This is a genomic window from Collinsella sp. AF02-46-1 (assembly GCF_003465825.1).
Lineage (GTDB): Bacteria > Actinomycetota > Coriobacteriia > Coriobacteriales > Coriobacteriaceae > Collinsella.
This window is the reverse complement of record NZ_QSBV01000002.1, coordinates 1-26,901: the sequence shown is the minus strand read 5'-3', so window position 1 is coordinate 26,901 and position 26,901 is coordinate 1. Positions and strand designations below refer to the sequence as shown.

At 59.2% G+C, this 26,901-nt stretch carries 25 protein-coding genes, 1 tRNA gene and 1 pseudogene; 15 read left to right on the top strand and 12 right to left on the bottom strand.

Annotated elements, in window-relative coordinates; all coding sequences use genetic code 11:
- Positions 1 to 56: 56 nt before the first annotated feature.
- A complete protein-coding gene (locus tag DWV20_RS01305; protein WP_117563614.1) occupies positions 57 to 2,144 on the top strand; it encodes a glutamine synthetase III in 2,088 nt (695 codons plus the stop codon).
- Between the two features lie 448 nt (positions 2,145 to 2,592).
- Here DWV20_RS01305 and DWV20_RS01300 read toward each other — a convergent pair.
- From DWV20_RS01300 to DWV20_RS01280, 4 genes are all read right to left on the bottom strand, one after another.
- Positions 2,593 to 2,669, bottom strand: a tRNA-Glu gene (locus DWV20_RS01300).
- A gap of 100 nt (positions 2,670 to 2,769) precedes the next feature.
- Positions 2,770 to 4,947: a MurT ligase domain-containing protein gene (locus tag DWV20_RS09965; protein ID WP_199581736.1), complete on the bottom strand. Its 2,178-nt coding sequence runs from the start codon at positions 4,945 to 4,947 to the stop codon at positions 2,770 to 2,772.
- Between the two features lie 45 nt (positions 4,948 to 4,992).
- Positions 4,993 to 6,036 (bottom strand): hypothetical protein, encoded by a 1,044-nt coding sequence (locus tag DWV20_RS01285; protein ID WP_118256182.1) that lies wholly within the window; start codon positions 6,034 to 6,036, stop codon positions 4,993 to 4,995.
- Entirely contained in the window at positions 6,036 to 7,112 is a 1,077-nt protein-coding gene (locus tag DWV20_RS01280) for a hypothetical protein (protein WP_118256181.1), read from the bottom strand. The genes DWV20_RS01285 and DWV20_RS01280 overlap by 1 nt, the downstream gene beginning before the upstream one ends.
- Before the next feature lie 500 nt (positions 7,113 to 7,612).
- Between DWV20_RS01280 and DWV20_RS01275 the strand changes: the two genes are divergently transcribed.
- From DWV20_RS01275 to DWV20_RS01250, 6 genes are all read left to right on the top strand, one after another.
- The gene (locus DWV20_RS01275) at positions 7,613 to 8,836 is read left to right on the top strand and encodes an iron-containing alcohol dehydrogenase (RefSeq protein ID WP_118256180.1); all 1,224 of its coding nucleotides are present in this window, start codon (positions 7,613 to 7,615) and stop codon (positions 8,834 to 8,836) included.
- Between the two features lie 84 nt (positions 8,837 to 8,920).
- Positions 8,921 to 10,021, top strand: a complete 1,101-nt coding sequence (locus DWV20_RS01270; RefSeq protein WP_117563611.1) for a glycerol dehydrogenase — start codon at positions 8,921 to 8,923, stop codon at positions 10,019 to 10,021.
- Between the two features lie 114 nt (positions 10,022 to 10,135).
- Entirely contained in the window at positions 10,136 to 11,203 is a 1,068-nt protein-coding gene (locus tag DWV20_RS01265) for a glycerol dehydrogenase (RefSeq protein ID WP_118256179.1), read from the top strand.
- Positions 11,204 to 11,354: 151 nt separating this feature from the next.
- Entirely contained in the window at positions 11,355 to 12,608 is a 1,254-nt protein-coding gene (locus DWV20_RS01260) for a 4Fe-4S binding protein (RefSeq protein ID WP_117765275.1), read from the top strand.
- Between the two features lie 114 nt (positions 12,609 to 12,722).
- Complete coding sequence (ychF, locus tag DWV20_RS01255; protein ID WP_055309950.1) at positions 12,723 to 13,799, top strand: redox-regulated ATPase YchF; 1,077 nt, start codon at positions 12,723 to 12,725, stop codon at positions 13,797 to 13,799.
- 11 nt (positions 13,800 to 13,810) lie between these two features.
- A complete protein-coding gene (locus tag DWV20_RS01250) occupies positions 13,811 to 14,194 on the top strand; it encodes a DUF1648 domain-containing protein (RefSeq protein ID WP_117765273.1) in 384 nt (127 codons plus the stop codon).
- 9 nt (positions 14,195 to 14,203) lie between these two features.
- Here DWV20_RS01250 and DWV20_RS01245 read toward each other — a convergent pair whose 3' ends face one another.
- Positions 14,204 to 14,593, bottom strand: a complete 390-nt coding sequence (locus DWV20_RS01245) for a hypothetical protein (RefSeq protein ID WP_117765271.1) — start codon at positions 14,591 to 14,593, stop codon at positions 14,204 to 14,206.
- Between the two features lie 76 nt (positions 14,594 to 14,669).
- Here DWV20_RS01245 and DWV20_RS10110 point away from each other — a divergent pair, with 76 nt between their 5' ends.
- Positions 14,670 to 14,888, top strand: coding sequence for a helix-turn-helix domain-containing protein (locus DWV20_RS10110; protein WP_035136926.1), 219 nt, complete (start codon positions 14,670 to 14,672; stop codon positions 14,886 to 14,888).
- A 318-nt stretch (positions 14,889 to 15,206) separates the two neighbouring features.
- Here DWV20_RS10110 and DWV20_RS01235 read toward each other — a convergent pair whose 3' ends face one another.
- Positions 15,207 to 16,220, bottom strand: coding sequence for an asparaginase (locus DWV20_RS01235; protein ID WP_117636940.1), 1,014 nt, complete (start codon positions 16,218 to 16,220; stop codon positions 15,207 to 15,209).
- A 267-nt stretch (positions 16,221 to 16,487) separates the two neighbouring features.
- On the opposite strand from DWV20_RS01235, the gene guaA reads away from it, so the two are divergent.
- Positions 16,488 to 18,086, top strand: coding sequence for a glutamine-hydrolyzing GMP synthase (gene guaA / locus DWV20_RS01230; protein ID WP_117635915.1), 1,599 nt, complete (start codon positions 16,488 to 16,490; stop codon positions 18,084 to 18,086).
- Between the two features lie 154 nt (positions 18,087 to 18,240).
- Here the strand turns inward: guaA and DWV20_RS01225 are convergent, their stop codons facing one another.
- The 3 genes from DWV20_RS01225 to DWV20_RS01215 form a co-directional block, all read right to left on the bottom strand.
- Complete coding sequence (locus tag DWV20_RS01225) at positions 18,241 to 19,071, bottom strand: class I SAM-dependent methyltransferase (protein WP_118256178.1); 831 nt, start codon at positions 19,069 to 19,071, stop codon at positions 18,241 to 18,243.
- Positions 19,072 to 19,186: 115 nt separating this feature from the next.
- On the bottom strand, positions 19,187 to 19,792 hold the full coding sequence (locus tag DWV20_RS01220; RefSeq protein WP_055251058.1) for a class I SAM-dependent methyltransferase: 606 nt from the start codon (positions 19,790 to 19,792) through the stop codon (positions 19,187 to 19,189).
- On the bottom strand, positions 19,779 to 20,408 hold the full coding sequence (locus DWV20_RS01215) for a class I SAM-dependent methyltransferase (protein ID WP_118256177.1): 630 nt from the start codon (positions 20,406 to 20,408) through the stop codon (positions 19,779 to 19,781). The genes DWV20_RS01220 and DWV20_RS01215 overlap by 14 nt, the downstream gene beginning before the upstream one ends.
- Before the next feature lie 563 nt (positions 20,409 to 20,971).
- On the opposite strand from DWV20_RS01215, the gene DWV20_RS01210 reads away from it, so the two are divergent.
- Complete coding sequence (locus tag DWV20_RS01210) at positions 20,972 to 21,421, top strand: hypothetical protein (protein ID WP_118226672.1); 450 nt, start codon at positions 20,972 to 20,974, stop codon at positions 21,419 to 21,421.
- A 138-nt stretch (positions 21,422 to 21,559) separates the two neighbouring features.
- Positions 21,560 to 22,177 (top strand): annotated as a pseudogene (locus DWV20_RS01205) (GyrI-like domain-containing protein).
- Between the two features lie 442 nt (positions 22,178 to 22,619).
- Here DWV20_RS01205 and DWV20_RS09830 read toward each other — a convergent pair.
- Entirely contained in the window at positions 22,620 to 22,841 is a 222-nt protein-coding gene (locus DWV20_RS09830) for a DUF6019 family protein (RefSeq protein ID WP_147346295.1), read from the bottom strand.
- A gap of 62 nt (positions 22,842 to 22,903) precedes the next feature.
- Between DWV20_RS09830 and DWV20_RS01195 the strand changes: the two genes are divergently transcribed.
- The gene (locus DWV20_RS01195; RefSeq protein ID WP_118256176.1) at positions 22,904 to 23,257 is read left to right on the top strand and encodes a dihydropteridine reductase; all 354 of its coding nucleotides are present in this window, start codon (positions 22,904 to 22,906) and stop codon (positions 23,255 to 23,257) included.
- 29 nt (positions 23,258 to 23,286) lie between these two features.
- A complete protein-coding gene (locus DWV20_RS01190; RefSeq protein ID WP_118256175.1) occupies positions 23,287 to 23,910 on the top strand; it encodes a TetR/AcrR family transcriptional regulator in 624 nt (207 codons plus the stop codon).
- A 271-nt stretch (positions 23,911 to 24,181) separates the two neighbouring features.
- Here the strand turns inward: DWV20_RS01190 and DWV20_RS01185 are convergent, their stop codons facing one another.
- Positions 24,182 to 24,559, bottom strand: a complete 378-nt coding sequence (locus DWV20_RS01185; RefSeq protein WP_370446224.1) for a winged helix-turn-helix transcriptional regulator — start codon at positions 24,557 to 24,559, stop codon at positions 24,182 to 24,184.
- A 137-nt stretch (positions 24,560 to 24,696) separates the two neighbouring features.
- On the opposite strand from DWV20_RS01185, the gene DWV20_RS01180 reads away from it, so the two are divergent.
- Entirely contained in the window at positions 24,697 to 25,332 is a 636-nt protein-coding gene (locus tag DWV20_RS01180) for an NAD(P)-dependent oxidoreductase (protein ID WP_199581734.1), read from the top strand.
- Between the two features lie 136 nt (positions 25,333 to 25,468).
- Here DWV20_RS01180 and DWV20_RS01175 read toward each other — a convergent pair whose 3' ends face one another.
- On the bottom strand, positions 25,469 to 25,909 hold the full coding sequence (locus tag DWV20_RS01175; protein WP_117635863.1) for a MerR family transcriptional regulator: 441 nt from the start codon (positions 25,907 to 25,909) through the stop codon (positions 25,469 to 25,471).
- A gap of 152 nt (positions 25,910 to 26,061) precedes the next feature.
- Between DWV20_RS01175 and DWV20_RS01170 the strand changes: the two genes are divergently transcribed.
- Complete coding sequence (locus DWV20_RS01170) at positions 26,062 to 26,826, top strand: carboxymuconolactone decarboxylase family protein (protein ID WP_118256173.1); 765 nt, start codon at positions 26,062 to 26,064, stop codon at positions 26,824 to 26,826.
- The last annotated feature ends 75 nt before the right edge of the window (positions 26,827 to 26,901 follow it).

Here is a 26,901-nt window from a genome sequence, read left to right as displayed (position 1 = left end):
GTTCGTTAGTAATCAACACCGCTTCTCACGCGGTGCCGATACGAAGGGAGTTCCGTATGGCCGAACTTACTGACCGCTTCGGGACCATGGTGTTCTCTGAGGAAGTCATGAAGGACTACCTCCCCAAGGACATTTGGAAGCGCCTTGCTGCAACCCTCGAGGACGGTGAGCCGCTCGACCTGGATGTGGCCAACGCCGTTGCCCACGCCATGAAGGTCTGGGCCATCTCCAAGGGTGCGACGCACTACGCGCACTGGTTCCAGCCGCTTTCGGGCATTACTTCCGAGAAGCACGACAGCTTCCTCGAGCCCAACCACGACGGCACCGCCATTACCAAGTTTACGGGCAAGAACCTCATCCAGGGCGAGCCGGACGCCTCCAGCTTCCCCAACGGCGGCCTGCGTGCCACCTTCGAGGCCCGTGGCTACACCGCTTGGGATCCCACCAGCCCCGCCTTTATCAAGGACGATGTCCTGTGCATCCCCACGGCTTTTTGCTCCTACACGGGCGAGGCCCTGGACAAGAAGACCCCGCTGCTGCGCTCCATGACCGCACTCTCGCGTGAGTCCAAGCGCGTTTTGGCGCTGTTTGGTAAGACCCCCAAGAAGGTCGTTCCTTCCGTGGGCGATGAGCAGGAGTACTTCCTGATCAAGAAGGACGCTTACCGCAAGCGCAGGGACCTGGTCATCACCGGGCGCACCCTCTTTGGTGCTGCTCCCTGCAAGGGCCAGGAGCTCGAGGAGCACTACTTTGGCGCTATCCGCCCCACCGTCTCGTCCTATATGAAGGACCTGGACGATGAACTGTGGGCGCTTGGCATTCCTGCCAAGACCAAGCACAACGAGGTCGCTCCCTGCCAGCATGAGCTCGCCCCTGTCTACGGCGAGGTCAACGAGGCCATCGACCAGAATCTGGTCATGATGGAGAAGATGAAGCTCATCGCCTCCCGTCACGACTTGGTCTGCCTGCTGCACGAGAAGCCCTTTGAGGGCATCAACGGTTCGGGCAAGCACAACAACTGGTCGCTTGGCACCGAGTCCGAGAACCTGCTCGACCCGGGCGACACCCCGCTCGACAACCTGCAGTTCATCGTCTTCCTCACCGCGGTGATCGAGGCCGTCGATAACTATCAGGAACTCCTGCGTGCCTCCGTTGCCTCGGCCGGCAACGATCATCGTCTGGGCGCCAACGAGGCTCCTCCGGCGATTATGTCCATCTTCCTGGGCGACCAGCTCACCGAGGTCGTCGAGAAGATCATCGATGGCAAGGCTTCCGTCCATGCCACGCGCGGCGTGCTTGACCTAGGCGCCGATACCCTGCCCAAGCTGATGCAGGACAACACCGACCGCAACCGTACCTCCCCGTTCGCCTTCACCGGCAACAAGTTCGAGTTCCGTGCCTGCGGCTCCGAGCAGAACGTCTCCGACTCCAACCTGGTGCTCGATGCTGCCGTGGCCAAGTCGCTCAAGTCTTTCGCCGACGCACTCGAGGGTACGCCCGAGGATAAGTTCCAGGACGCCGCGCTCGAGTACTGCAAGAAGGTGCTGACCGATCACCAGCGCATCCTGTTCTCCGGCGACGGTTACTCCGACGAGTGGCCCATCGAGGCCGAGAAGCGCGGCCTTGCCAACAACAAGACCACGGCCGACGCTCTTCCCGCCTTTGTTTCCGATAAGGCCATTGCGCTCTTTGAGGAGACGGGTGTCCTGACCCGCGCCGAGGCCCAGTGCCGCTATGACTGCAAGCTCGAGAAGTACAACAAGCTCATGAACATCGAGGCTACCACGATGGTTCGCGAGGCGCGTCGTACCTATCGCCCGGTCATTACCGCCTATGCCACCAAGGTCGCTAAGGGCCTTGAGACTATTCGTGCCGCCGGTGCTGAGGCCGCCATGCAGTGCGAGCAGAACACGCTCAACAAGCTCTGCAACGGTATCACCGCCATCAACGACTCCATCAAGGCGCTCGACGCCGTACATCAGAAGGCCGAGGCTCTCGATGGCCAGGAGCAGGCCAACGTATACGCGCACGAGGTCGTTCCCGCTATGGATACGCTGCGTGCCGCCGTGGACGCAATGGAGGAGATCGTGGCCGCCGACTACTGGCCGGTTCCGACCTACGACGACATTCTGTTCTACGTGTAGAACGTAACCGACATATCGTCACGGTATTGAGCCGGGGTCCGCATCGCGCGGGCCCCGGCTATTTGTTTGCGAAGGACGCTTTGGATCCCGCTTTGCAACTGATTCGCCCACGCAATAAGGGGTCGTGGGCAAAAAACGTCAAATATGAGTACTGTCACAAGCCCTGTAGCATTATCTTTTTGCAAAATATGCAGTGTTACGCAACATATGTCCAAGTACTTAGCTGATAAATGCCTGCAATTCCTCCGCCATAGGACGCCTTGTGTCCAAATCGCCTTCTGATGGCATGAAATCGCTGTTACTAAATTGGTAACAGTACTCATATTTGCTATTTTTTGTCCACGGGCCCTTGGATGACAGTGTGATTTTATGCCTTCGGGGTTCGAATCCCGGCGTATGGGTAGCAAAAAGCCCGTCACCGAATTGGTAACGGGCTTCTCAGATTCTGTGGTGCCCCCAGCGGGATTCGAACCCGCGATATCCACCTTGAAAGGGTGGCGTCCTTGGCCGCTAGACGATGGGGACAGCGGGAAAGAGTATAGCAGACTTTTTTGCCGGCGCGTATATCGTTGGCAAACTGGAAAACCACCACAAAGGTGCCTGTCCCCTTTGTGGTGGTGAGGTGTTAGGGGAGGAGCTTCATGGCGGCGTCGTGGGCGGCGTGCTCGTAGATGTCGTCGAGGGGTTTGAGCGGCAGCAGAGCGTTGGCCTGTGCGTCGCCGCGGCGCTCGAGGGCGTGCGCGATCAGCCAGTCGGCGAGTTCGGGATTCTTGGGTAGCGCCGGGCCGTGCAGGTACGTGCCGATGACGCCCTTGTAGATCAGACCCTCAAAGCCGTCGTCGCCGTTGTTGCCGGTGCCCGTGACGACGGACGTTCCGAGCGGCGTGGCCGCTGTATCGAGCAGGGTGCGGCCGCCGTGGTTCTCGAATCCCACAAAGGGCTCGGGTGCCAGGTCGGTCTTGACGGCGACGTTGCCGATCAGGCGGTCGGAGCCGCGCACAGTCTCGGCGGCAATGACGCCCAGACCCTCAATGCGATCGTCGCCCATGTAGTACGAACGGCCGAGCAGCTGATAACCGCCACAGATAGCAAGCAGTGTGCCGCCGTCCTCAACATAGGCCGCGACCTTGTCTTTTTGAGCGAGCAGTTCATGTGCAACCGCCAGCTGGTCGCGATCGGAGCCACCGCCCATCATAACGATGTCGGCGTCGGTCAGGTCGAGCGTCTCGCCCATGTGGACTTCGTCCACACGCACGGGAATGCCGCGCCAGGCGCAGCGGCGTTCGAGCGCGATAACGTTGCCGCCGTCGGCGTAGAGGTTGAGCGCATCGGGATACAGGTAGACGATGCGCAACGGGCGCGAAAGCTCGACCGGCGCAATATCGGTGGGGACAGCGCTACCATCGGCGCGCGTTACGGCGTGGGAGACAATTGAGCTTGCATCGTCGTCTTTAAGCCCGTCGAGCTCCTTGACTAACGGCGGGAAGGCCGTGTAGTTGGCGACGGCGTAGAAGGTGTCATCGGCGGCCTCGTCTGCCACGGCGCCGATCGCCTGCGCGACGTCCGAGATAATCGCGGCATCGATGCCGGCGTACTTGAGGCGTACCTGCATGTCGTGCGCACGCGTGCCTCCGGCAAAGGCGACAAGACCCGGCGTGTCGGCGATGCGCTCGAAGTCGACGTCGTAGATCCACGATACATCGTGGCCGTCAGCATCGTTGTCGTTGAGGAAGAAAGCGCAGAGTCTGCCGCCTGCCGTCTTGATGGACTGGATTTGTCGATCGAAGCCTACGGGATTCTTTGCCAGGTTTGCCTCGACGGTGCGGCCGGCAATATCCCAGCGGCCCATGCGTCCGCCGGCGGGGACGTAGGCATCGAGCGTGGGCTGCAGATGTGCCGCGTCCACGCCCAGCTCGCGCGCCGCAAAGAAGGCGGCGGCAACGTTATAGACCATGTACAGGCCGTTGTAGCGTGTGGCGATGTGTGCAGCAGCAGCGTCGGGCGCAGGTCCAAAGACCAGGTCAAAGCCGTAGCCGTCGCAGCCGAGCTCCACGCCCGTCACGCGACGGACCAGCGCGGGACGCCCCCATCCGCACGAAGGACAATGATAGGCTCCGAGCTGGCCGTACTGCACATAGTCGTACTCCAACGGTGCGTTGCACTGTGAGCAAAAACGCGAGTCGCTAATGCGGTCGGACTCGGTGCCCGTGGCGCCGTCGATGCCAAAGGCGATGCTTGCATTGGGGACGCGCGCGGCGATCGAGGCGCACAGCGGATCGTCGGCGTTGTAGATGAGCGTTGTTGCCGGAGAGAGCTCCAACGCATGGGCAATGACGTCTTGGGTATGGTCGATCTCCCCATAGCGATCCAGCTGGTCGCGGAACAGGTTGAGCAGCACAAAGTACGTCGGTTTGAGCTTGGGCAGAACGCGTACGGTGTAGAGCTCGTCGCACTCAAAAACGCCCACGCGCTTGCCGCCGCCGGCTCGCTTGAGGTCGCTGCGCGCTTCGAGCAGTGCGCCCACCACGCCCGGCTCCATGTTGTTGCCGGCGCGGTTGCATACCACGGTGGCGCCGCTGGCGGCAACGGCGTCGGCGATGAGGTTGGAGGTGGTGGTCTTACCGTTGGTGCCGGTGATCACCACGCTGCGGTCGACAAGACTCGCCAGGTCGCTCAGCAGATAGGGGTTGATCTTCATGGCGATGCGGCCGGGGAGTACGCCGCCCTGGCGCTTAAGGACAGAGCGCAGCCCCCAGCGAGCGATATCACTCGAGGTGCAGGCAAGAGATGAACGGAGGTTCATGAAACCGTTCCTAACGTAAACGACATGGTCGGGTCGAGTGCGTCACTAGAATCCGTAGCGGCGCGCAAATTCCTGGGCGAGCTGCGATACATCTTCGCAGGCGCTGGCCCAGGGGGCAAAGTCGGGGGTGTCCGAGATAATGCCGTCGGCCTCCCAAACTGCCTGGTGCGAAAGATCCCAGGGATCGCGTGGCTCGGGCCGGCAGGGAAGGTACGGTGTCTGGTACATGGGATTCAGTAAGAAGAACGCACCGCCCTCGCAGCGGTTAGCGAACTCACGCAGCGCACGCACCGCCGGACGCATCTTGTTCGTTTTGAACAAGAGGATCGTGCGGGCGAGCAGGTACCAGGGGGAGTTCTCGAGTGCATCGGCCCCCACCTGTTCCTCGAGCTGGTGAGCCAGGGCAAAAAAGCCGTCCTGGTCTTCCAAGCGAGCGAGGGCGAGCAACACGGTGCCGGCAGCTCGGGTGGGATAGCCTTCTGCCTTAAGGACGCGGCGGGCGTAGTTGGCGGCAGCGCGGTAGCGGGCGCTCGCCATGCACAGCTGCGAGATGGCCTCGAGCGTGTGGAGCCACCCGATAAGTGCCGGCTCGCTCACGGTAAGATCTGACGCCGTCACACCGTCCGTCAAAACCTTGTTGGCCCAGTAGTGTGGGGCCTCCATATCGAACCCGGGCACGCTTTGCTGCAGGTAATCGGCCGTGGTCGCCTCGAGCTTCATCAGGTCGCCCAGGCAAGCGTCAACGGGCGTGTCGGCCAGGATGATGGCGAGCAGCTGCGCGTCGAGGACATGCGCATCGATGCGGACGATCTTGAGCAGCTCATCACGCATATCGTCGAACAGGCGATTGCGCGTCTGCTCAAACTCCTCGTCGCTGCCCATGTCTTCGATGCGATGGAGCTCGTCGAGCAGGTGGCGATGAACACCGGCATAGGACAGCAGCGCCTGGGCATGCTCGGACTGCGCATACTTTTGGGGATTCGCGCTAATGTCGTTATGGACAAGCTCGCGTGCTGCATCGGTGAGCTCGGGGTGCGACGCCAGATAGGTGCGCTCCAAGTAGGCGGGGATGTAGACGCTCGGATCCATTAGAGGTCCCCTCCCTTAAATGGAAGCCCTTGCTCGGCTGCGCGCAGGATGCGCTCGTCGATCTGGGAACGCACGATGTCGTTGGTGGCGACCCAGGCGGCAAAGCTGGCGTTGTCGGGAGCGCCCAGGCCCTCCTGCAGCACCGGCGTCGCCTCGGACAGTGCAAGGACGAGCTCGTCGGTGGAGCCTGTACCCACGTTGACGCGGGCATAGACGCCATCGGGAAACTCGGTTTGGAAGTAGAGCGCCTCGGCCGCGTGCGGACACGAGCGCGCAAGGATACGCAGGTAGTGCTCGGCGCCCTCGTAGTCCAGCTCGCGCCAGGCTGCGCTCATCAGTGCGATGAGCGTCCACGGGTCCAAGTCGCGCTCCGCATCTTTGGGGCGGCGGCGCAGCGGGGTATTCGCGAGATAGGGTACGGAGTGGGCAGAGCGAAATCGCTTGAGCTCCTCGGCGGGGTATTCGAGCTTTGCCATGGCGAGCATTGCGGTGTGGCGGACGCCGGCCGGGTCGTTGGGCGCAAAGTCCAAGCTGCGATTCGCTGCCTCCAACGACATGCGATAGCGTCCGCTAATGAGGGCGCGCGATGCAAGAGCGGCAAGCCAGCGCAGGTAGGGGCGGCGCATAAGGTCGCCTGCGGCTTCACGCTCGTAGGGGTCCTGCGCCGAGGCGATCTTGAGCGCCAGGTCGTGTTCGACTTCATCGCGCTTGGATACCAAGTACTGTACGTATTCCTCGTTGGAGTCGGCGGTGAGGGCCGTCAGCATGCGCTGAGCATCCCAGTTGGTCGGATCGAGTGCGGCGGCCTCGCGAAGCATGTTCTCGGCAGCGGCTTCTTCTTGCTCTGCCTGGGCGTCGTCGGGGATAAAGGGGATGCGGTAGTCGACAGCCTCGACCACCTTGGCAATGAGGTGCCCGGCGCGGTCGCGGTCGTGCACGATGAGCGGTGCGGGGTTGCGGGTGAATTGTTCCATCAGACGCTCTACGGCGGCAGCGTCGGTGAGCGGGATATTGTCACGGCGCAAGGCCTCAAGAACGAGGCGATGGCAATCCTCTTGAATGGGATCGAATGCCATGGAGCCTCCTTTGCTGCGGTTAGGGTTCAAATATCTCTATATAAGGTTCTAGTTTACCCGCATGTGGCACACCGGGGGTGCCGCACTTGGACTTGCACCTTTGCACCACGAAGACGGATGTCGCACAAATGTCGGCACCTTGGACGACCGAGTGGTATCACGGTGCCGCAAACGGTCGATTTTTGGCGGCGAACGGTGCATATTTTGGAGGGGCACCGTCCTGCCCGGGATATGTAGTCAACCTTGATAAAACGTTTGCCCAGCTTGGGAGTATGAATGCCGCACAAGGGTCTTCAGGGATAGAAAAAACGTTTCATCATTGGCGGCTTTAGGTGAATAACTGACCAACCAGAACGGTAAAATAGTGTTTGTCTGAGCGTTGAGACGTTTAGACATCGCGCATTGTCATCGCCGGCAACGCGCAAACCGGTCCTAACGGAGCCAATTGGGTGCTCCGTTATATACGCAAGTCTAAGAGGGGCTTGTTTAGGAGGCACAGTATGGGACGTTTTACCAATCCTCGCGATCTGTACTTTGGTGAGGGCGCTCGCCACGAGGTGAAGAACCTCAAGGGCAAGAAGGCCATCATCGTTTCTGGCGGCAGCTCTATGCGCCGCGGCGGGTTCCTGCAGGACGTCGAGAACGACCTTAAGGAAGGCGGTTTCGAGGTCAAGCTGTTCGAGGGCGTCGAGTCCGACCCGTCCATCGAGACGGTCATGAAGGGCGCCGAGGCCATGCGCGAGTTCGAGCCCGACTGGATTATCGCCATCGGTGGCGGCTCGCCCATCGATGCCGCTAAGGCCATGTGGGTCTTCTACGAGTATCCCGAGGAGTCCTTCGATAACATCATCCAGCCGTTCAGCTTCCCGGAGCTGCGTCAGAAGGCTCATTTCTGCGCCATCTCCTCTACCTCCGGCACCGCTACCGAGGTCACCGCGTTCTCCGTCATTACCGACTACGCCAAGGGCATCAAGTACCCGCTGGCCGACTTCAACATCACCCCTGATGTCGCCATCGTCGACCCCGAGCTCACCTACACCATGCCCGCCAAGCTGTGCGCTCACACCGGCATGGATGCTCTGACCCACTGCATGGAGGCCTACGTTTCCACCTTCGCCTCTATGTTCACCGACGCCAACGCTCTGCACGGCATCCGCGAGATCGTCGAGTGGCTGCCCAAGTCCTATGCTGGCGACCATGAGGCCCGTCAGCACATGCACGAGGCTCAGTGCATCGCCGGTATCGCCTTCTCCTCGGGCCTGCTCGGCATCGTTCACTCCATGGCTCACAAGACCGGTGCTGCCTTCGAGAACGGCCACATCATCCACGGTGCTGCTAACGCCATGTACCTGGGCAAGGTCATCCAGTGGAACTCCAAGGACCCGCGTGCTGCCGAGCGTTACGCTTACGTGGCCAAGGAGATCCTGCACCTTCCCGGCGAGACCAACGAGGAACTCATCGCCGCACTCGTCCAGAAGATTCGCGACCTCAACGACCAGCTCAACATTCCGCAGTCCATCAAGGATTACGCGAATGGTGGCGTGAAGGTCGACGCCGAGAACCCGCAGATGGTTTCCGAGGAGGAGTTCCTCGCCAAGCTGCCCGAGATCGCCGCGAACGCCGAGCAGGACGCCTGCACGCCGGAGAACCCGCGTGAGACCAAGGCTGCCGACTTCGAGAAGATTCTCAAGGCCTGCTACTACGACACCGACATCGATTTCTAATCGACTCTTGTTATCGTAACGAGGGGCTCCGCACGTATCCGTACGGAGCCCCTTTCTTTTTAATTATTAGAGAATGGGATAAAAATGGCTGCAATCTTCAATAGTCCCAGCAAGTACATCCAGGGCCCGGACGAGCTGGCCAAGCTCGGCTCCTATGTCGAGCCGCTCGGCGCTAAGGCCCTCGTCATCGTGACGCCTTCGGGCAAGAAGCGCGTCGGTGCCAAGATCGAGGGCGGCTTTGCCGAGGCTAAGGCCGAGCTGCTGTTTGAGGACTTTAACGGCGAGTGCTCCAAGGGCGAGGTCGATCGTCTGGTTGCGCTCGCCCGCGACAACGGTTGCGACATCATCGTCGGCGTCGGTGGCGGCAAGATCCTCGACACCGCGAAGGCCGTCGCCTATTACCTGGAGTCCCCGGTTATCATTTGCCCCACCATCGCCTCGACCGATGCACCGTGCTCGGCACTTTCGGTGCTTTATACCGATGACGGCCAGTTCGACAAGTACCTCTTCCTTAAGGCAAACCCCAACATTGTCCTGATGGATACGACGGTTATCGCGGCGAGCCCGGTGCGCCTGACGGTTTCCGGTATGGGCGATGCACTCGCAACCTATTTCGAGGCTCAGGCGACGCACGATGCCGACGGCGGCACCTGCGCTGGCGGTAAGGGCGGAATGGCCGGCCTGGCGCTCGCCAAGCTCTGCTACGAGACGCTTATGGCCGATGGCGTCAAGGCCAAGGTTGCGCTGGAGAAGGGAGCGTTGACGCCTGCCGTCGAGCATATCATCGAGGCCAATACGCTGCTTTCGGGCATTGGCTTTGAGAGCTCGGGCCTTGCTGCTGCTCATGCCATCCACAATGGCCTGACGATGCTGCCCGAGTGCCACGGCATGTATCACGGCGAGAAGGTCGCCTTTGGCACTATCGTCCAGCTGGTACTCGAGGATGCCCCGACTGAGAAACTCGAGGAAGTCTTGGGCTTCTGCATTGAGCTGGGCCTGCCGGTCACGATGAAGGAACTTGGCGTTGCCGAGCTTACGCGCGAGCAGGCCATGATTGTTGCCGAGGCCGCCTGCGCGCCCGATGACACCATGTGCAACATGCCGTTTGAGGTGACGCCCGAGATGGTCGCAAACGCCATTCTGGGTGCAGACGCACTGGGCCACTACTATCTCATGGATGAGTAAATCAAGCTAAGGAAGGGGCAAAGCCAGCAGATGGCTTTGCCCCTTTTTTGCTAAGGTGCAAAGGGGTCAGGTTACTTTGCACCAATCGTTGTTTGATGAAGGGTGGATTCTCGTATGGCGCTTCCTATGGTTTACGGCGGTCCCGGCCGGTATGTTCAGGGGCCGGGGGAGCTTTCGCGCCAGGGCAGGTATTTGTCATGGTTGGGCTGCGCTGCCTATGTCTTGTTTGACCAGGGCACCGAGGATCGGCTGTGCAGGCAGATTGTCGATGGATTTCTGGACGACGATCTAAGCGAGCCGTTCTTTAAAATTTACAACGGTCCGTGTACGGAAGAGGCTGTTGCCGAAATGGCTAAGGAAGCCCAGGCTGAGTATTGCGACATGGTGGTGGGTATTGGCGGTGGCAAGATGCTCGATATCGCCAAGGCAGTAGCGTTTTATGCCGAGTTGCCGTTGTGCGTATGTCCCACGGCGGCCTCAATGGATGGTCCGTGCAGCGCGATTTCGGTGCTGTATCACGAGGATGGGTCGTTCGACCGCTACCTGATGCTCGAGAAGAATCCAGATCTGGTCGTGGTCGATACCAACGTGGTCGCAGCGGCCCCACTGCGTATGACGGTCGCTGGTATGGGCGATGCGCTGGCAACGTACTTCGAGGCGCGTTCGTGCGCCGCGGCGCACGGCGCCAACGAGCACGGTGGCGCGCCGGGGCACTTGGCTCTGGTTGCGGCTCGTGCCTGCTACGACACACTTATGGAGTGCGGTGTCGCTGCCAAGCGCGATCTCAAAAAGGGGCGTACGTCGCCAGCGGTTGAACGCCTGATCGAGTGCAATATTTTGCTCTCGGGTGTCGGCTTTGAGAGTGGCGGCTTGGCGTTGGCGCATGCCATCGCCAACGGGCTGACGATTCTGCCCGAGTGCAAGGCCATGCATGGTGAGGCCGTGGCATTTGGTCTGGTGGTGCAGCTGCGCCTGGAGCGTGCACCCGAGCTTGATCAGGTGCTCGAGTTTTGCCAGCGCGTCGGTCTGCCGACGACGCTCGAGGAGCTGGGCCTTGGCGAGATTTCCGATGCCGATCTGCAGGGTGTTGCAAATGCGGTCTTTAGAAACGAGCGCAATATGGCTAACGAGCAGGCCAAGGCGACCAAACAACAGCTCCTGCAGCTCATGTGCGAGGCATAGTTTGGCGCTTGATTGACCTTGTGCAATCGAGACGGCGATAGGCCATGGGCTATTTGCCTCAAAGGTGCTCCGCGTGTAATTTGCCCGAGGCGTGGGCCGATAGCGTATCATTATCTTTTGCTTGTTTGCACTGCTCAGGGAGGGGCCGCGCATGGCGCAGGAACACGATCTGTTTGATGACATTATCGAAATCAGCAAGGGTTTCGACTTTCTCAAAAACCCGCTTGGCGGTGTGACCGACGCACTCGATCCGTCGGCGCCGCAGTGGAATCCTGCCGACTACAAGGAGCGTCCGCGCGGCAACACCATTCCGTGCCTGACCTGCAAAAACGAAAAGAGCGGCTGCACCGCGTGCATGGACGTGTGCCCGGTCAACGCTATCGAGGTCGAGGAAGACGCCATTGAGATCCTCGACTCCTGTCGTAAGTGCGGCCTGTGCGCTGCCGCCTGTCCGACTGAGGCGATTATTTCGCCGCGTCTGGCGCCCAAAAACCTTTACGACGACATTGTCTCGGCGGCTACGAGCCACGAGACCGCCTACGTTACCTGCACGCGTGCCCTTAAGCGCATGCCGCGCGAGAACGAGGTTGTTGTCGCCTGCGTGGGCGATATTACGGCCGAGACCTGGTTCTCGGTACTGGCGGACTATCCCAACGTGAGCGTGTACCTGCCACTGGGCGTGTGCGATAAGTGCCGCAACACCGGCGGTGAGGACATCCTGGGCGAGGCGATTGCGAAGGCCGAGGAGTGGGCCGGCACGGGCATGGGTCTGGAGGTCGATCCCAAGAGCCTCAAATGTCATAAGCGCCGCGAGTACGAGCGCAAGGAGTACATGGAAAAGATCGCCCGCACCACGGGCCTTACCGTGACAAAGCTCAATCCGGCAACGGCGGCACTGGCCTCGGTGACGCAGAAGCTCAAAGCCCATCGCCATCAGATTACCCAGTTGGAGCGTACGCTCAACACCATGTGCGGCACCACGACGACCAAGCGTCGCCGTTCGCTCACGCACGGGCGGCAGCTGGTGCTCTCGACGCTGCAAAACCACCCCGAGCTTGCCCAGAACATGCAGGTGAGCACGCCGGAGTGCGATTTTGACAAGTGCACGTCGTGTGGCGAGTGCGTCAACGTATGCCCCACGTTTGCCTGCGATCTGGTGGGAAGCGGCCGCTTTGCACTGGAATCCACGTATTGCCTGGGTTGCGGAGCCTGCGTCAAGGTGTGCCCCGAGCATGCGCTCAAGTTAGTTAAGCATGACGCGTCCAATCTGGTCGTCGTCGATCCCGAAGCCGAGGAAAAGGCCGCCCAGAAGGCGAAGGCTCACGAAGAAGCTGAGAAGGTCAAGGCCGAGGCAAAGGCCAAGCTTGACAAGATGCTCGACCAGGTGGAAAAGCTCGCGGACTAGTCAGCGACCTCTATCTCTGCTTCATTCGTGCCGCCGTGGCGTCCGGGTTCGCCCAGATGCTGCGGCGGCGCTATACTTATGCAGTTTGAAGTACCTGTATCAAAAGGAGCTGTCGTGTCCCTTTCCATCGGTATCGTGGGCCTGCCCAACGTGGGCAAGTCGACGCTGTTCACCGCGCTTACCAAAAAGACCGGCCTTGCCGCCAACTACCCGTTCGCCACGATCGACCCCAACGTGGGTATCGTCGATGTGCCCGATAGCCGCCTGCAAAAGCTCGCCGACATCGTCAACCCGGGTCGCATTGTGCCGGCTACGGTCGAGTTCGTCGACATCGCAGGTCTGGTGAAGGGCGCTAACGAGGGCGAGGGTCTGGGCAACCAGTTCTTGGCAAACATCCGCGAGACCGACGCCATCTGCGAGGTCGTGCGCTACTTTAAGGACCCCAACGTCATGCGTGAGGTGGGCCGCACCGGCGAGTTCGTCGATCCCGCCGGCGATGCCGACACCATCATGACCGAGCTCATCTTGGCCGACATGGGCACGCTCGAGAAGCAGCTGCCCAAGCTCGAGAAAGAGGCCAAGCGCGACAAGGAGCTCATGCCCAAGTTCGAGGTTGCCAAGCGTCTGCTTGCCTGGCTCAACGAGGGCAAGCGCGCCGCATCCATGGAGATGACCGACGAGGAGCGCGCCGCTGCCAAGGGCCTGTTCCTGCTCACCATGAAGCCCATCCTGTATGTGGCCAACGTAGACGAGGACATGCTCAACGAGGACCTGGCACCCATCGACGGTGTCAAGCCGCTGCCGATCTGCGCCAAGATCGAGGCCGAGCTTTCCGAGCTCGATCCCGAGGACGCTGCCGACTACCTGGAGAGCCTGGGCCTGGAGCAGCCCGGCCTGGACGTGCTCGCGCAGGCAGCCTACAAGCTGCTCGGCCTGCAGTCGTTCTTTACGGCCGGCGAGATGGAGGTCAAGGCCTGGACGGTGCGTCAGGGCGCGACCGCCCCGCAGGCCGCCGGCGTCATCCACACCGACTTTGAGCGCGGCTTTATTAAGGCCGAGGTCATTGGCTACGACGATTACATCGAGCTCGGTGGCGAGCAGGGCGCCAAGGCTGCCGGCAAGCTGCGTATTGAGGGCAAGGACTATGTTATGGCCGATGGCGACGTCGTGCACTTCCGCTTTAACGTGTAAGGACGACGCATATGTTTAAATATGGCAAAAAAGCTGGCTACATGGGTATTGCGCTGCTCGTACTTGCGGTGATTCCGCTGGTGGTCGCAGCGTGTGTTATCCCCAACATTGGTCCCGAGGTGGCAACAAAGTTTAATGCTGCCGGCGAGGCGACGCGCTGGGGCAAGAGCTACGAGCTGCTGGCGTTGCCGGTGCTCAATCTGCTGCTGAGCGTGGCGACGTACTTTACGGCGGGACGCCAGGCAAAAAACAACGATGACTCCGCCGCCATGGCACGCATCGTGTGCGAGCGCTACCTGCGCAACGGTTGCATCACGGGTGTATTTCTCAACGTAATCAACGTCTACTTTATGTATTCGGCGATTACCGGTATGGGCTTTGGCCTGGGCTTTTAGCTTGCGCCTTTAGGCAACGAGCCTGCAAGCATATTCGATGGCTGCTGCGAGGCCGCCGCTCGATCGTGGTTGAAAGACCATGTCGGCGGCGGCCTCGTTTTCGTATCCGGCACCGCGAAGGGCGAGCGCGACGCCGGCTTCCAGGAGAAGGGGCAGGCCACGCTGGCTGGTTACGATTACGGCAGCCTGATTGAGCGAGCGGCTGTGCGCTTGGCATTGGATGGCAAGCGCACCTTGCGCCGGACAAGGGACCAGAACGGCGGCGACGCGACTTGATAGCAATGCAAATGCTGTGCGCTCATCGGGCGAAAGATATTCTGCTTCAACGACGACGAGCTTGGGCGGTGCGCTGTTTGTGCGAAGCGTGGCTCGGTACGTGCGGACCGAAGAACCCGACATAGAAAACTCCTGTGTATTCGGCAAAACGTAAACTATAGTTTACGTTTATGTTCGGCTCCATTTCAAACTCGGCTGCATGGACGAACGTGCGAAACAGATTCTTGGCAGGCGGGTCGAAGAGACACGCAGAGACCTTGGTATCTCCAAGGTTGATTTTTGTGTGGCGACAGGAATCAGCCGACCCTACCTCGACCGAATCGAAGATGGGACGGCAAATTTCACGCTCAAGGTTCTATTTAAGATCGCGCCCGCACTCGGCATGACGGTGTCAGAGCTTCTCGAGGGTATCGAGTAGCCTTTTTTTGCTAGATTTGCCGTTTGCTGAACGGGTCCCCCCGACGGCGGCGTGCAAAAACGCGAGTATTCAGCATCCCTCAATAATTTGACGGCAGCCGGGGCCACAAATACGACGCGTAATGTTTTGGATTATCCACAAAATTCAATAATATGAGGAATAACAAGCGCGCGGAACGAGTCTTTCGAGTCGAAAGGCAATTTACAGCCAGCGGTTTTAACGTTCCCGGAAGGGGCGGATGCTGAAAACTCCGCTTTTTGCACGTTCCGAGGGGTATCACGTGCCCTACAAGGCCCAAAGAGGCGGATTTTGTTTTAGCTACGCCATCGGGATGCGGTCGTGGTTGACTTGGCTGTAGAACAGGCGCTGAATCTCGGCCGCATCACGCGACTGGCCGAGTGCCCACATGGTCTTGGCCACGAGCGTCTCGGTGGTCATGTCGTCGCCGCGCAGAATGCCCGGATGATCCGCGTAAGCACGGCCGACCTCATAAACGCCCAAATCGAGGCCCTCTTCGGGGACCTGCGTGGTCATAACGACAGTACGGCCCGAATCGACCCAGCGGAAAATCGCCTCCTGGAATGACTCGCCCGACTCACCAAACTCGGGGATACCGCCAATGCCAAAGGTCTCCAGAATCATGGCGTCGTAGCTATCGGCAAGGGCGTCCAGGATACCCGGGTTCACGCCGGGTGTCAGCTTAAGGACAAACACGCGCGGGTCGATACTGTCGTAGAAACGAACCGGATTCTCATTCTGGTGAGTGCCGTGAAGCCCGTTGCGCACAATGCGGTCGTTGCGGATGTAGGCAATGGGCGGATAGTTGACACTAATGAACGCGTTAAAGCTCATGGTGCGCTGCTTGCGGGCGCGCGTGCCGGCAATGGCGACGCCGCCAAACACGATCGAGACGTCGTGTGAATGCTCGTCGAGCGCATAGAGCAGGCTCTGGTACAGGTTGAGCTTGGCATCGGTAAAGGGGTTGCCCATGGGCTTTTGCGAGCCGGTGAGTACGATGGGCTTGGGACTGTCCTGAATCAGATAGGAAAGCGCTGCCGCGGTGTAGCTCATGGTGTCGGTGCCGTGAAGGACTACGAAGCCGTCGTGATCGGCATAGCCTTCGACGATGACGTCGCGGATACGCATCCAGTCGCTCGGGCGCATATTGGTGCTGTCGATGTTCATGGGCTGCACGACGTCGAGCTCGCAGAGGCCCGAGATCTCGGGAACGCTCTGGGCGAGTTCCTCACCGGTCAGGGCGGGGGAGAGGCCGTTGCCGTCCTCGGTCGATGCGATGGTGCCGCCCGTGGCGATGAGAAGGATGCGCTTCATGCTGGTATTCCTATCGTATTTGCCGCCGCGAGGGCGGAGTCGTTCGGCAGTATTGTGGCACAGGGCGTCCAATGTTCAAACGTATTACATCATCTGTAACGTTCGGTAACACTTCAATTGCCGTCAAATAGGGGTCCAGGTCGTGCGTTTGCCGTGCGCTGATGGTTGCGAGGGACGAGAAACCCCATATAACGTGTACACTATGAAAGCTATTTCGTTCATTCACGCGGGTGAGCATCGGCTCCCCGCCAACAAGAGGGGGAAACCATGGATCAAAAGGCTTCCGCAAAGGTCCTCGTACTCGACTTTGGTGCGCAGTACGGTCAGCTCATTGCCCGTCGCGTCCGCGACCTCAACGTGTATTCCGAGATCGTTCCCTGCGACATCTCGGCCGACGAGATTCGCGAGATGAACGCCTCTGCGCTCATCCTTTCCGGCGGCCCGGCTTCTGTGTATGCCGAGGACGCTCCGTCCATCGACCCCGCCATCTTTGACCTGGGCCTTCCCGTCCTGGGCTTCTGCTACGGTCATCAGATCACGGCCGTGACGCTCGGTGGCAAGGTCGGCCACTCCGAGGTGGGCGAGTATGGCCGCGCCACCATCACGCGCACGGCAGGCGCCAAGCTCTTTAACTCCACGCCCATGGAGCAGACCGTGTGGATGAGCCACCGCGATGCCGTCTCCGAGGTGCCCGAGGGCTTTACCGTTACCGCCAGCACCGACGTGTGCCCGGTTGCCGCCATGGAGTGCGTCGAGCGCAAGATCTTCACCACGCAGTTCCACCCCGAGGTCAAGCATTCCGAGTACGGTCAGCAGCTGCTGAGCAACTTCCTGTTTGAGATCTGCGGCCTGGAGCCCAACTGGAGCATGGACAACCTGGTCGAGACCATGACGGCCGAGTTCCGCGAGAAGGTCGGCAACGACCGCGTGATTCTGGCCCTGTCCGGCGGCGTCGACTCCTCCGTCGTGGCTGCGCTGGGCGCCCGCGCCGTAGGCAAGCAGATGACCTGCGTGTTCATCAACCACGGTCTGCTGCGCAAGGGCGAGCCCGAGCAGGTGGAGGAGGTCTTCACCAAGCAGTTTGACGTCGACTTTATCCACGTCCACGCCGAGGACCGTTATGCCGAGCTTCTGGCCGGCGTGACCGAGCCCGAGGAGAAGCGCCGCATCATCGGTACGCAGTTCTGGAAAGAGTTCTTCGCGGTTGCTCAGCAGCTTGAGACCGATGGTAAACCCGTGAAGTACCTGGCTCAGGGCACCATCTACCCCGACATCATCGAGTCCGGCGCTCGCAAGACGGGCGGCAAGACGGCCACCATCAAGAGCCATCACAACCTGATCCCGTTCCCCGAGGGCGTGCACTTCGACCTCATTGAGCCGCTCGACCACTTCTTTAAGGACGAGGTCCGCGCGCTTGGTCTGGCGCTGGGTCTGCCGGGTCACATCGTGTTCCGTCAGCCTTTCCCGGGCCCGGGTCTTGCCATCCGCATCATCGGTGCGGTCGACAAAGAGAAGCTCGAGATCCTCAAGAACGCCGACGCTATCGTGCGCGAGGAGCTCGACGCCTACAACCAGCGCCTGTTTGAGCAGACCGGCGAGCGCAACTCCGAGCACAGCTGCTGGCAGTATTTTGCGGTCCTGCCCGACATCAAGTCCGTTGGCGTTATGGGCGACGAGCGCACCTATCAGCGCCCGATCATCTTGCGCGCCGTGGAGTCCAGCGACGCCATGACCGCCGACTGGGCCAAGCTGCCCTACGACGTCCTGGCCCGCATCTCCGGCCGCATCGTTGCCGAGGTCCCTGGCGCCAACCGCGTATGCTACGACATTACGTCCAAGCCGCCCGCGACCATCGAGTGGGAATAGAACATACGTTCGATAAAATAATATAGTATCAGATAGCGGGCACGGTTTCAATTGAATCCGTGCCCGCTGCTGTATGCGTGTCCTTGCACGCCCAATATGCGCCGTAAAAGCCGTCTTCTTCGACGTCAAAGTGAATGCGCTTCGTTTTCGCCTCTCAAAATCTTATTTTCACGATTTGCATTTTCATCCCGTTGTCACCGACCCTTGCGAGAAACCGGAAAAAGCAGCTGACAGAAGAGTCTCTCAAATCGTTGTAGCCCAGCATATAGCCGCGACTTGTGACCTGCAGACGGCTGTCCCACGTGCCGACTTCCTTGGCGGCATCCGAAACCGCAAAATATGCCCCCACATCCTTGATTTTTGCAGTCTTAAGCCATGTTTTTGCGATCATCTTTACCGCCGTCCGATTGGCAGCATCAAAGACCAGCACACTGCCGGGGAAAGCGTCCGCCATCCCCCGCACCAGTTCCCGGACCTGCTGGGTCAGAAAGTAATAGAACACCCCGGAGGCAAAGAACACCGCCCCGCGGGAGGCATCGATTTTGCTAAACCATGCGGTGTCTTTCAGGTCGCAGGGGATATTTTGTTCTCGATCCCCGGCGGGCAGTAGCTGCTGCCGCAAGGCAATCACATCCGGGAAGTCCAGATTGTAGATCTTGCATCTACCGTTGTCGCAGGTTCTGCCGGTGTTGTCCAGCCCGCAGCCCAGATTGACCACCGCCGCATTGGGGTGGCCTTTCAGGTAATCCCGCACCTCGAAAGCAAGATCACTCTGCCGTGTGGCCACCTCCAGCGCACCAAAGCGCTGCATCAGGTTGCGGGAGTTTTTCTCTGCCTCTGAAAAGTCGTAGTCGATCTGGTCGAGCAGACGAACCGCTGTTTCATCCCTGTAAAGGTTCGGGTACAACTCCGTACACAGCTTCCGGGAATACAGCGGGAGGATCAGCGTCTCCTGCACGGTGTTTTTCTCAATTTTACATTTCATAGGTTTCTTCCTCAGTGAATAAAAACTGTCATAATTGCCGCCAGCATAGCCGCTATGACCGTCATGCCTATCGCCATGTGCAGGATGGATGCAAAAATGCCCGTGCTTGATACCCCTACTTCCGCGCCGTGACGCAGAGCCACTTTTTCTTTTTGTGTATCTGCACCTCGTGAAAACCCGCCTGCTCCAGACATGCCTTTAATTCAATGTCCTTGTAGATGGTCATGCCGCCGATGATCTGCGTCCACCTCTCGTCCTTGTCCGTATCGCCATTGCTCTCGTTGCAGATAAGAATTGTCCCGCCTGGCTTCAGCGTCCGCCAGACCTCACGGAAGCATCGGGGCAAATCAGGCCAAAAATAGACGGTCTCAAAGGCCGTGGCGGCATCGAAGTAGCTATCCTCAAACACCATATCCGCCACACTGCCTTGCAGAACGGCGCAACGCCCCTCCTGAATTGCAATTCGGTTGAGCTTTCTAGTCTTCTCCACGCTGACGGGCGAATAGTCGACGCCCTTGACGACGCCATGCGGGCATTTTTTCAGCAGCCGTTTTATGTTCGCCCCGCCGCCGCAGCCGCAATCCAGCACCTTGGCATTTGGCGCAAGTCGTAGAAATCGAAGTCCCCACCGCGCCACAGGGCTGTGGCCCAGATTCATCATGGCAACCATAAGTTTTCCGCCGAGGCCCACGGGCTTGCGGGTGTTTTCAAAGAACGACATCTGGCCCCTCCGATTTCGTGCATTCCGCATAGGTCAATGGGAACGAGGCCTTCAGCACCGCGCTTTTCTGCACCGCCCAGCCGTTTTGACGCAGGAAACGCAGGTATTCCTCGCTTGTCCACCTGCTGTGGAGGGGGAATCCCGCCATACTCATGAAAAAGGCTTTTGCCTTGCCGGAAACCGAGTTCCCCGCGTGGGTGAAGGTTGGCGCGATGAGCACGCCGTCGTCCTTCAGTACCCGCCTGATTTCTTGCAGTGCCTTTTCCGGATGCGGCACTATGTGAAGCGCGTTGGACGCGATCACCACTTCGAAGGACTTCTGTGCATAGGGCAGGCGGAACATATCTTGTACGGAAAAGTGCAGCTTTGCGGATTGATTGTCCCGCTTTGCTTCAAGGATCATCTTTGCAGAAGCGTCCGTAGCCTCGATGTGCGCCGCCGCATCCACGATGCTCTTTGCGATAAGCCCCGTGCCGGTGGCAACCTCCAGCACGGTTTTTGCTTTCACCACCGGCCGGATCAGCCCATACATCTTCTCATACGCCGCCCGGTCGTTTCGCATGAAACGGTCGTACCGACCAGCATTCCTGTCCCAGAAGTCCTTGCGTTCGTGCATGGCCATCGCCCCCAAACAGTTAGAGCCATCTAACTATAACACACGAATCATGCAGTAAGATGAGGCTAACCTTCTTTTCTTGGCTAAGACGCATCTCTTCGGTTTTCGCTTATAACGGCGCGAATCAGATACTAGGCTGGAGCTGAAGAAAGAGCTCGGCGGACAGGTAGGTCGATACCGGTTCCCGGAACGGTGATCCAGCCAATTACACCAGGGCCCTAGTCATTGAGTGGGAATAGAAAATTCCTTAGTTATGGGGGTATAAATTTGATTTCCTTTAGGATACCCCCCCATAACTATATGAATTGACCTGCTGACTCCAATGAAGATTGGAGGGCAACTGCCAGGGGTGACGGCCCAGCGAGTGTTATTTTGCGAGCTATGCGCGTTGAAAGCGACCTTTCGTGGCATAAACTACTTGCCGGAAGCCGCGGCTTTCAGAGTACGGCTTACGTGTACGTTTAACCTCCGTGGGCGACGGGGTGCCGCAAGGCGTAGAATATCGCCCACCTGTAGGGGCCTGCAGCGATGCGGGCCCCACTTCGTATGAAGAGGCGCAACCGGTGAAGGTCGTATCCATCTCCCAGGACTTCTTTGACCTCGTCGAGGGCGACCGCGAGCTCATGCTTAAGCACAATCTCCCCTGCATCGTGGTGGTGAGGCTGCGTTTCCGCGGGAAGCGCAGGGACTTCGCCGTGCCGCTGCATTCCAACATCGCCCCCAACGTGCCCAAAGACCAGTACTTTGCGTTGCCACCCCGCCCCACGACGAGCCCCGGCTGTCGCCACGGCATCCACTACATCAAGATGTTCCCCATAACCAAGTCCTACCAGCGCCGCTTCAGGACCGAGGGCTCGGCCTACTACGAGACGCTCCAGCGCATCATCGACGGCAACATCAAGCGCATTGTCTCCGAGTGTCAGGCGTACCTCGACCGCTACGAGCGCGAGGGAAGGCCCCGCTTCGCCGTCGACATCGACCGCATCGTGGGCCTGCTGGAGGGCGAGAAGTAGGGCGCCTCGGCTCAACCCCGAGCATGCGGAACCGCTTCACATTTTTGAACGCCGCGCGCCCCAAATACCCGAGAAATAGGCCATGAGGTGCGGCGGCGCACTCGTGCCTGCGCGCAGCCATCTCCATCAGCGTCTACGGTGCGCTACAACATCGCGGGCAAACCGCCTGACAAGCCGAGCATTCTGATCGTTCCGTCTATGAGCTACGTTGCCGTGCGGGGCAAGGGCGATCCCAATGCCGAAGGCGGCGCGTAGCAGAACGCGCTGCCGATGCCCTACGGCGTTGCCTATACCATCAAGATGTCGAAGAAGGGCCCGCGTGAAATCGAAGGCTATTTCGACTTCGTCGTGCCGCCACTCGAGGGCTTCTGGTGGCAAGACCGCGCCGATGGCGAGATCGATTACACGAGGAAGGACGACTTCAACTTTATCTCGTGCATCCGCCTGCCCGATTTCGTCACTCGCGAGGATTTCGACTGGGCCGTTTCGGAAGCTGCCACCAAGAAGAAGCTGGACTTCTCGGCGGTCGAGCTGCTGAGGGTCGACGAGGGCCTTTGCGTTCAGTGCATGCACACTGGGCCTTACGACGACGAGACGACGACCATAGACGCCATGCGCACATTTGCAGCGGAACGGGGCTACGCCCCCGACTTCTCCGAATTCCGCCTGCATCACGAAATCTACCTTTCCGATCCGCGCAAGTGTGTGCCGGAGAAGCTCAAGACCGTGATCCGCCATTCCATCAAGCCGATTTAGCGAAACGAGCGCCGCCGTGCGGTCCGGCTTTTGGGGTTTATCAATTGGCAGTCCGCGATGATCGAGCAGGCTGCCTGCCTCCCGGCAGGTGCGTAATTCCTTTAGTCGATTCATCTCGAGGTGCGTTCTTTGCTCATCTTGTGGCGCAGAGTTATGAAACTCCCAAAAGTGTAATCAGATTCGAGTTTTAGGAGCAGCTCTTGAAAGGCGATAGACTGAAACGCCGTAATAGATACCTCGAGGAAGCGATGCTCTTTCGTGATGCCGACCTTATCAAGGTAAGCACGGGCGCGCGAAGGATAAAGCGCAGGGGACGACCTCTCTATGCCACACGTTACGACCTGCACGTTAAGGCGCTCCTCAAGACGAATTCAAATGAATGAGTGAGCATCATTGTCCCCGAGGGCAAAGCAAGGCCGTTTTAGGGGCAGCGAAACTGGATTTATCGATCCTCTTGATCCAATCCAAGTTCTTTCAACTCTTTTTCGTTTTGGATATCTTCGGCGGTATTCTTGCCAGTGACAGCACCGTAGGCCTCTTTTATGCCGTTTTTCACTGCCCATTTGATAACGAAATACAGCGCAATCATCATTCCGAGCAGTTGCGGTGAGTGTCGACATTCGCCGATATAACATGGACACAACGTCCCGTTTGTGTTCTTCAATCGCCTGCACGTTCTTCCTATTCTTGGGTTGTCGAACAAGCCATAGAGAAAAGGAAGAAAACATGGACACCGACAAGACCTGCGCGGAATCGATCGCCAAGCAATACGCGCCCAAAAGCGCCTCCAAGCTCACCGCGCTCAAGAAGCTCGATGCCAAAGCAAAGCGCCCCGCGAACGTCTTCGCCTACAGCTTTGGCATCGCTTCCTCGCTGTTGTTGGGTGTGGGCATGTGCCTGACCATGGGTGTGCTGGGACCTGGCGAGGGCACGTTGTTTGTGCTCGGAATCGTCCTTGGTATCTTGGGTATCGCAGGCGCAAGCGTGAACCTTGTTCTGTATCGCTGGATTCTTGAAACCTCTAAGAAGAAATACGCCTTTGAGATAATGGAGCTTGCCAAGGAAATTGCCGGCGAATAGCTTTTGGCATCAGGGAGAGGCAGGCTTGGGTGAACAGGCAGCAGAGCAGATACTTTACGACGGCGCAGCTTATGGACGAGGCTTTGCTCGACTTGCTGCAGAACAAGGGCGCGGAGTTCATAACCGTTAAGGAGATTTGCAAGAAGGCAGGGGTGGGTCGCTCTACGTTCTACCTTCACTACCAGGGTGTCCCTGACCTCGTGAAGGAGTGTTCGGAGCATGTGAACACCAAGTTCTTCGAGCGCTTTGAACAAAGCGCCGCAGACACGATCGGGGCTATCCGTACGACTCCCCTCGACGAGCTCGTTTTCGTAACCGACGAGTACCTGAGGCCCTACCTCGAGTTCGTCCAAGACAACTGCTCCATCTATCGCGCGATGCTCGCAAACGGGCATACGCTGCAGGCTCAGGAGCGATTCGAGGCCCTAGCGAAGCACATCATCGACCCAGTGTTGGAGCGCTTTGGCTATCCCAGCGAGCAGCGGGCCTTCGTCATCAGTTTTTATGTGCATGGGCTCTCTGCCGTGGTACAGGACTGGATCCGGAGCGGCTGCGAAACGCCTATCGATGAGATGGTGCGCATTATCAAAACCTGCGTGCACCCGAACGGCACGAACCGACGTCTTGCCAACGCTAAAGAGAGGCGCGAATGAAACGATGTGACGGCGACGCCCCCTAGGCGCCATGCGCGCAGGCCGCGCACCTGCATTGAGAATACTGCGAAAGGAACGGGAAGCGAAAGCAGCAATCTACCTTGGTAAAGGGCGTGTGTCCCTTTCCGCTGCTCGCGCGGGCCGACTCCAGCCGTGCCGGGATCTCCAGCGCGTCCTCGAAGCCGTTTGCGGCGAGAACCAAGGAGGAGGGTTTCCCGTGATGGCGATAGGACGGAGGGGTTTCTGTAGGCGTGTATCCAGTAGGAGCTACTTATCGAAGCCCGCCACCGCGGAGCTGCTCCTTGTAGTTCTCGCCCCAAGCTCTCATTGCGTCAAGAACGGGTCTGAGTGTCTGTCCCAGGTCGGTGAGCGAGTACTCCACCCGTGGAGGCACCTCTGCGAACGCTTCACGATGAACGAGCCCCGTTTCCTCCATGGTTCGTAGGTTGCTGGTCAGAACTTTCTGCGAAATCTTGCCGATCGAGCGTTGCAGCTCCTTAAAGCGCATCGTGCCTTTGAGCGAGAGTTCGCGCAGGATGAGCACCTGCCACTTGTTGCCGATGAGCAAAAGCGTTGTCTCCACTGGGCAGGCAGGCAGGTTCTCCAAAGTCGGTGTTGTCATATTCGTGAAACCTCCGTCTGCAATCATGCACGTCATTTACATTAGTTTCCTTTTGGTGCTTACAGCACTTTTATGTGCCTACTTTCCATTATATACCTTTGACGCGTATCGTATGAGCTGTAAGGAAAGCGGCGGCGAGTGCCGCAGGTCGAAAGGAAAGCATGATGACCAAGAAAATCGCAGTTGTAGCAGCGAACGGCAGGGCCGGCAGCCTCATCGTTGAGGAGGCCGTGCGTCGCGGATTCGACGTGACCGCCATCGTACGCGGCGAGAATAGGACCGCCGCTCAGAACTCCGTCATCAAGGACGCACTCGAGCTCACGACGGAAGACCTCGAAGGATTCGACGCCGTGGTGGACGCCGTGGGCGGCTGGACGCCCGAGACCATCCCCGGTATCACCGACGCGGGCATCCACTTGGCTGATGTGCTGATCGGCACCGATGTGCGCCTGCTCATCGTGGGTGGCGCGGGCTCGCTGTTCGTCAACCCCGAGCATACGGTCACCGTCGATATGGGCCCGGACTTCCCCGATGACTGGAAGCCGCTGTCCGCCGCGGCCGGCAAAGTCCTTGCTCACCTTCGCGAAACGGACGGCCTCAAGTGGACCTTCATTTCCCCTGCTGCTGACTTCCAGGCCGACGGCGAGCGCACCGGTGAGTATATCTTGGCGGGCGAGGAGTTCACGCTCAACAGCCGCGGCGAGTCAACGCTCTCGTACGCTGACTATGCGATTGCCATGGTCGATGAGATCGAGTCCGGTAACCACGTCGCCCAGCGCATCTCGGTTGTGAGCAAGTAGCTTTATGCCGTTTGGGAAATGGGAGGGTCGATGCCAGCCGCGTCGACCCTCCCGTTGCGTACCGGGGCAACCAGTCTTGTTGTCCGAGTTGTGACATCTTAAACAATGGTTGAGTTTAAAAAGGGCGTTTTTGGTACTACCGAGCGTGAGCGTTCTCGTAGGCCTCTTTGATATCTTCTGGCAAACCGTCGGGAATCATGGCCCTCAGCTCAGTCTCATTCTCGCCCTGATTCAGCTGCCCGTAGAACCAGCATTTGTACTTCAGCATGTCCAGCGCGCGGTTCATGTTCGCGATCTCTAGCTCCATGTGGGCCTTCCGCTCCTCGAACATGGCCTTGCGTTTGGGGTATGTCGATGGACCCTCCGCGCACCATTCCATGAATAGACGGATGTCCTTGATCTCCATCCCCGCTTTCTTGAGGCATTCGATGACCCGAAGCGCCTCGAGTTCCGTATCGCCGAATTGCCGAATGCCGGACGTCCGCTCCAATGCCGGGAACAATCCCTGCTTGTCGTAATAGCGCAGCGTTGAGGCGGGCAAGCCGAACATCTCCGACACCTGTCCGATTGTGTACATGGCTCCTCCGAATCAATCTCGAATTCATTTCTTGACCTAAAGTCAGGTTTAGGTATTACCTTCATTCTCGTCATTAGAACAGGGATTGCAAAGGGTGTTCCGTAATGCGGAAACAGATTTGCACCTAAACCATCGACAGGGGGAGATCGATCATGGCAATTAAACAGACGGCAGGCAGAGATGCCCTAGGGGACTTTGCCCCCAAATTCGCACAGCTCAATGACGATGTGCTGTTTGGCGAGGTGTGGAGCCGGGAGGGTGAACTCTCCCTGCGCGACCGCAGTGTGGTGACGGTGGTGGCCCTAATGGCGCAGGGGCTGACGGACTCTTCGTTCAAATATCACCTGACGTCCGCAAAGAACAACGGCGTGACCAAGGCGGAGATAGCGGAGATCCTTACGCATGCGGCGTTTTATGCGGGATGGCCCAAGGCGTGGGCGGCCTTTCGTATGGCGAAGGAGGCCTGGGCGGATGACGATGCCACCGACGCAAAGGCCGAGCACCAAAACGAGATGGTTTTCCCTATCGGTGCCCCCAATGACGCCTTCGCGAAGTTCTTTATCGGTCAAAGCTACCTCGCGCCCCTTTCCACCGAGCAGGTCGGCGTCTTCAACGTGACGTTTGAGCCTGGCTGCCGCAACAACTGGCATATCCATCACGCCAAAAGCGGTGGCGGACAGATCCTCGTCTGCGTGGCTGGTCGAGGGTTTTACCAGGAGTGGGGCAAGCCGGCACAGGAACTGCGCCCCGGCGACGTGGTCAACATCGCCCCGGGGGTGAAGCACTGGCACGGCGCTGCGCCCGACAGCTGGTTCTCACATCTCGCGTTGGAGGTTCCGGGCGAGGAAGCCTCCAACGAGTGGTTGGAACCTGTGAACGATGAGGATTATCTCAAAGCGACTGACAAGGAGGCTTAAATACCTTCGCCGTCCGCGCCGCCGAGAGCAGCGTGCCCAAATCGGCCTGGATCGCCCCTGCCTTGCTTCCAAGCT

Coding starts and splice junctions, on each gene's coding strand:
- DWV20_RS01305 (WP_117563614.1), top strand. CDS start 57: ATGGCCGAACTTACTGACCGCTTCGGGACCATGGTGTTCTCTGAGGAA.
- DWV20_RS09965 (WP_199581736.1), bottom strand. CDS start 4,947: ATGAACCTCCGTTCATCTCTTGCCTGCACCTCGAGTGATATCGCTCGC.
- DWV20_RS01285 (WP_118256182.1), bottom strand. CDS start 6,036: ATGGATCCGAGCGTCTACATCCCCGCCTACTTGGAGCGCACCTATCTG.
- DWV20_RS01280 (WP_118256181.1), bottom strand. CDS start 7,112: ATGGCATTCGATCCCATTCAAGAGGATTGCCATCGCCTCGTTCTTGAG.
- DWV20_RS01275 (WP_118256180.1), top strand. CDS start 7,613: ATGGGACGTTTTACCAATCCTCGCGATCTGTACTTTGGTGAGGGCGCT.
- DWV20_RS01270 (WP_117563611.1), top strand. CDS start 8,921: ATGGCTGCAATCTTCAATAGTCCCAGCAAGTACATCCAGGGCCCGGAC.
- DWV20_RS01265 (WP_118256179.1), top strand. CDS start 10,136: ATGGCGCTTCCTATGGTTTACGGCGGTCCCGGCCGGTATGTTCAGGGG.
- DWV20_RS01260 (WP_117765275.1), top strand. CDS start 11,355: ATGGCGCAGGAACACGATCTGTTTGATGACATTATCGAAATCAGCAAG.
- DWV20_RS01250 (WP_117765273.1), top strand. CDS start 13,811: ATGTTTAAATATGGCAAAAAAGCTGGCTACATGGGTATTGCGCTGCTC.
- DWV20_RS01245 (WP_117765271.1), bottom strand. CDS start 14,593: ATGTCGGGTTCTTCGGTCCGCACGTACCGAGCCACGCTTCGCACAAAC.
- DWV20_RS10110 (WP_035136926.1), top strand. CDS start 14,670: ATGGACGAACGTGCGAAACAGATTCTTGGCAGGCGGGTCGAAGAGACA.
- DWV20_RS01235 (WP_117636940.1), bottom strand. CDS start 16,220: ATGAAGCGCATCCTTCTCATCGCCACGGGCGGCACCATCGCATCGACC.
- guaA (WP_117635915.1), top strand. CDS start 16,488: ATGGATCAAAAGGCTTCCGCAAAGGTCCTCGTACTCGACTTTGGTGCG.
- DWV20_RS01225 (WP_118256178.1), bottom strand. CDS start 19,071: ATGAAATGTAAAATTGAGAAAAACACCGTGCAGGAGACGCTGATCCTC.
- DWV20_RS01220 (WP_055251058.1), bottom strand. CDS start 19,792: ATGTCGTTCTTTGAAAACACCCGCAAGCCCGTGGGCCTCGGCGGAAAA.
- DWV20_RS01215 (WP_118256177.1), bottom strand. CDS start 20,408: ATGCACGAACGCAAGGACTTCTGGGACAGGAATGCTGGTCGGTACGAC.
- DWV20_RS01195 (WP_118256176.1), top strand. CDS start 22,904: ATGGACACCGACAAGACCTGCGCGGAATCGATCGCCAAGCAATACGCG.
- DWV20_RS01185 (WP_370446224.1), bottom strand. CDS start 24,559: ATGATTGCAGACGGAGGTTTCACGAATATGACAACACCGACTTTGGAG.
- DWV20_RS01180 (WP_199581734.1), top strand. CDS start 24,697: ATGACCAAGAAAATCGCAGTTGTAGCAGCGAACGGCAGGGCCGGCAGC.
- DWV20_RS01175 (WP_117635863.1), bottom strand. CDS start 25,909: ATGTACACAATCGGACAGGTGTCGGAGATGTTCGGCTTGCCCGCCTCA.
- DWV20_RS01170 (WP_118256173.1), top strand. CDS start 26,062: ATGGCAATTAAACAGACGGCAGGCAGAGATGCCCTAGGGGACTTTGCC.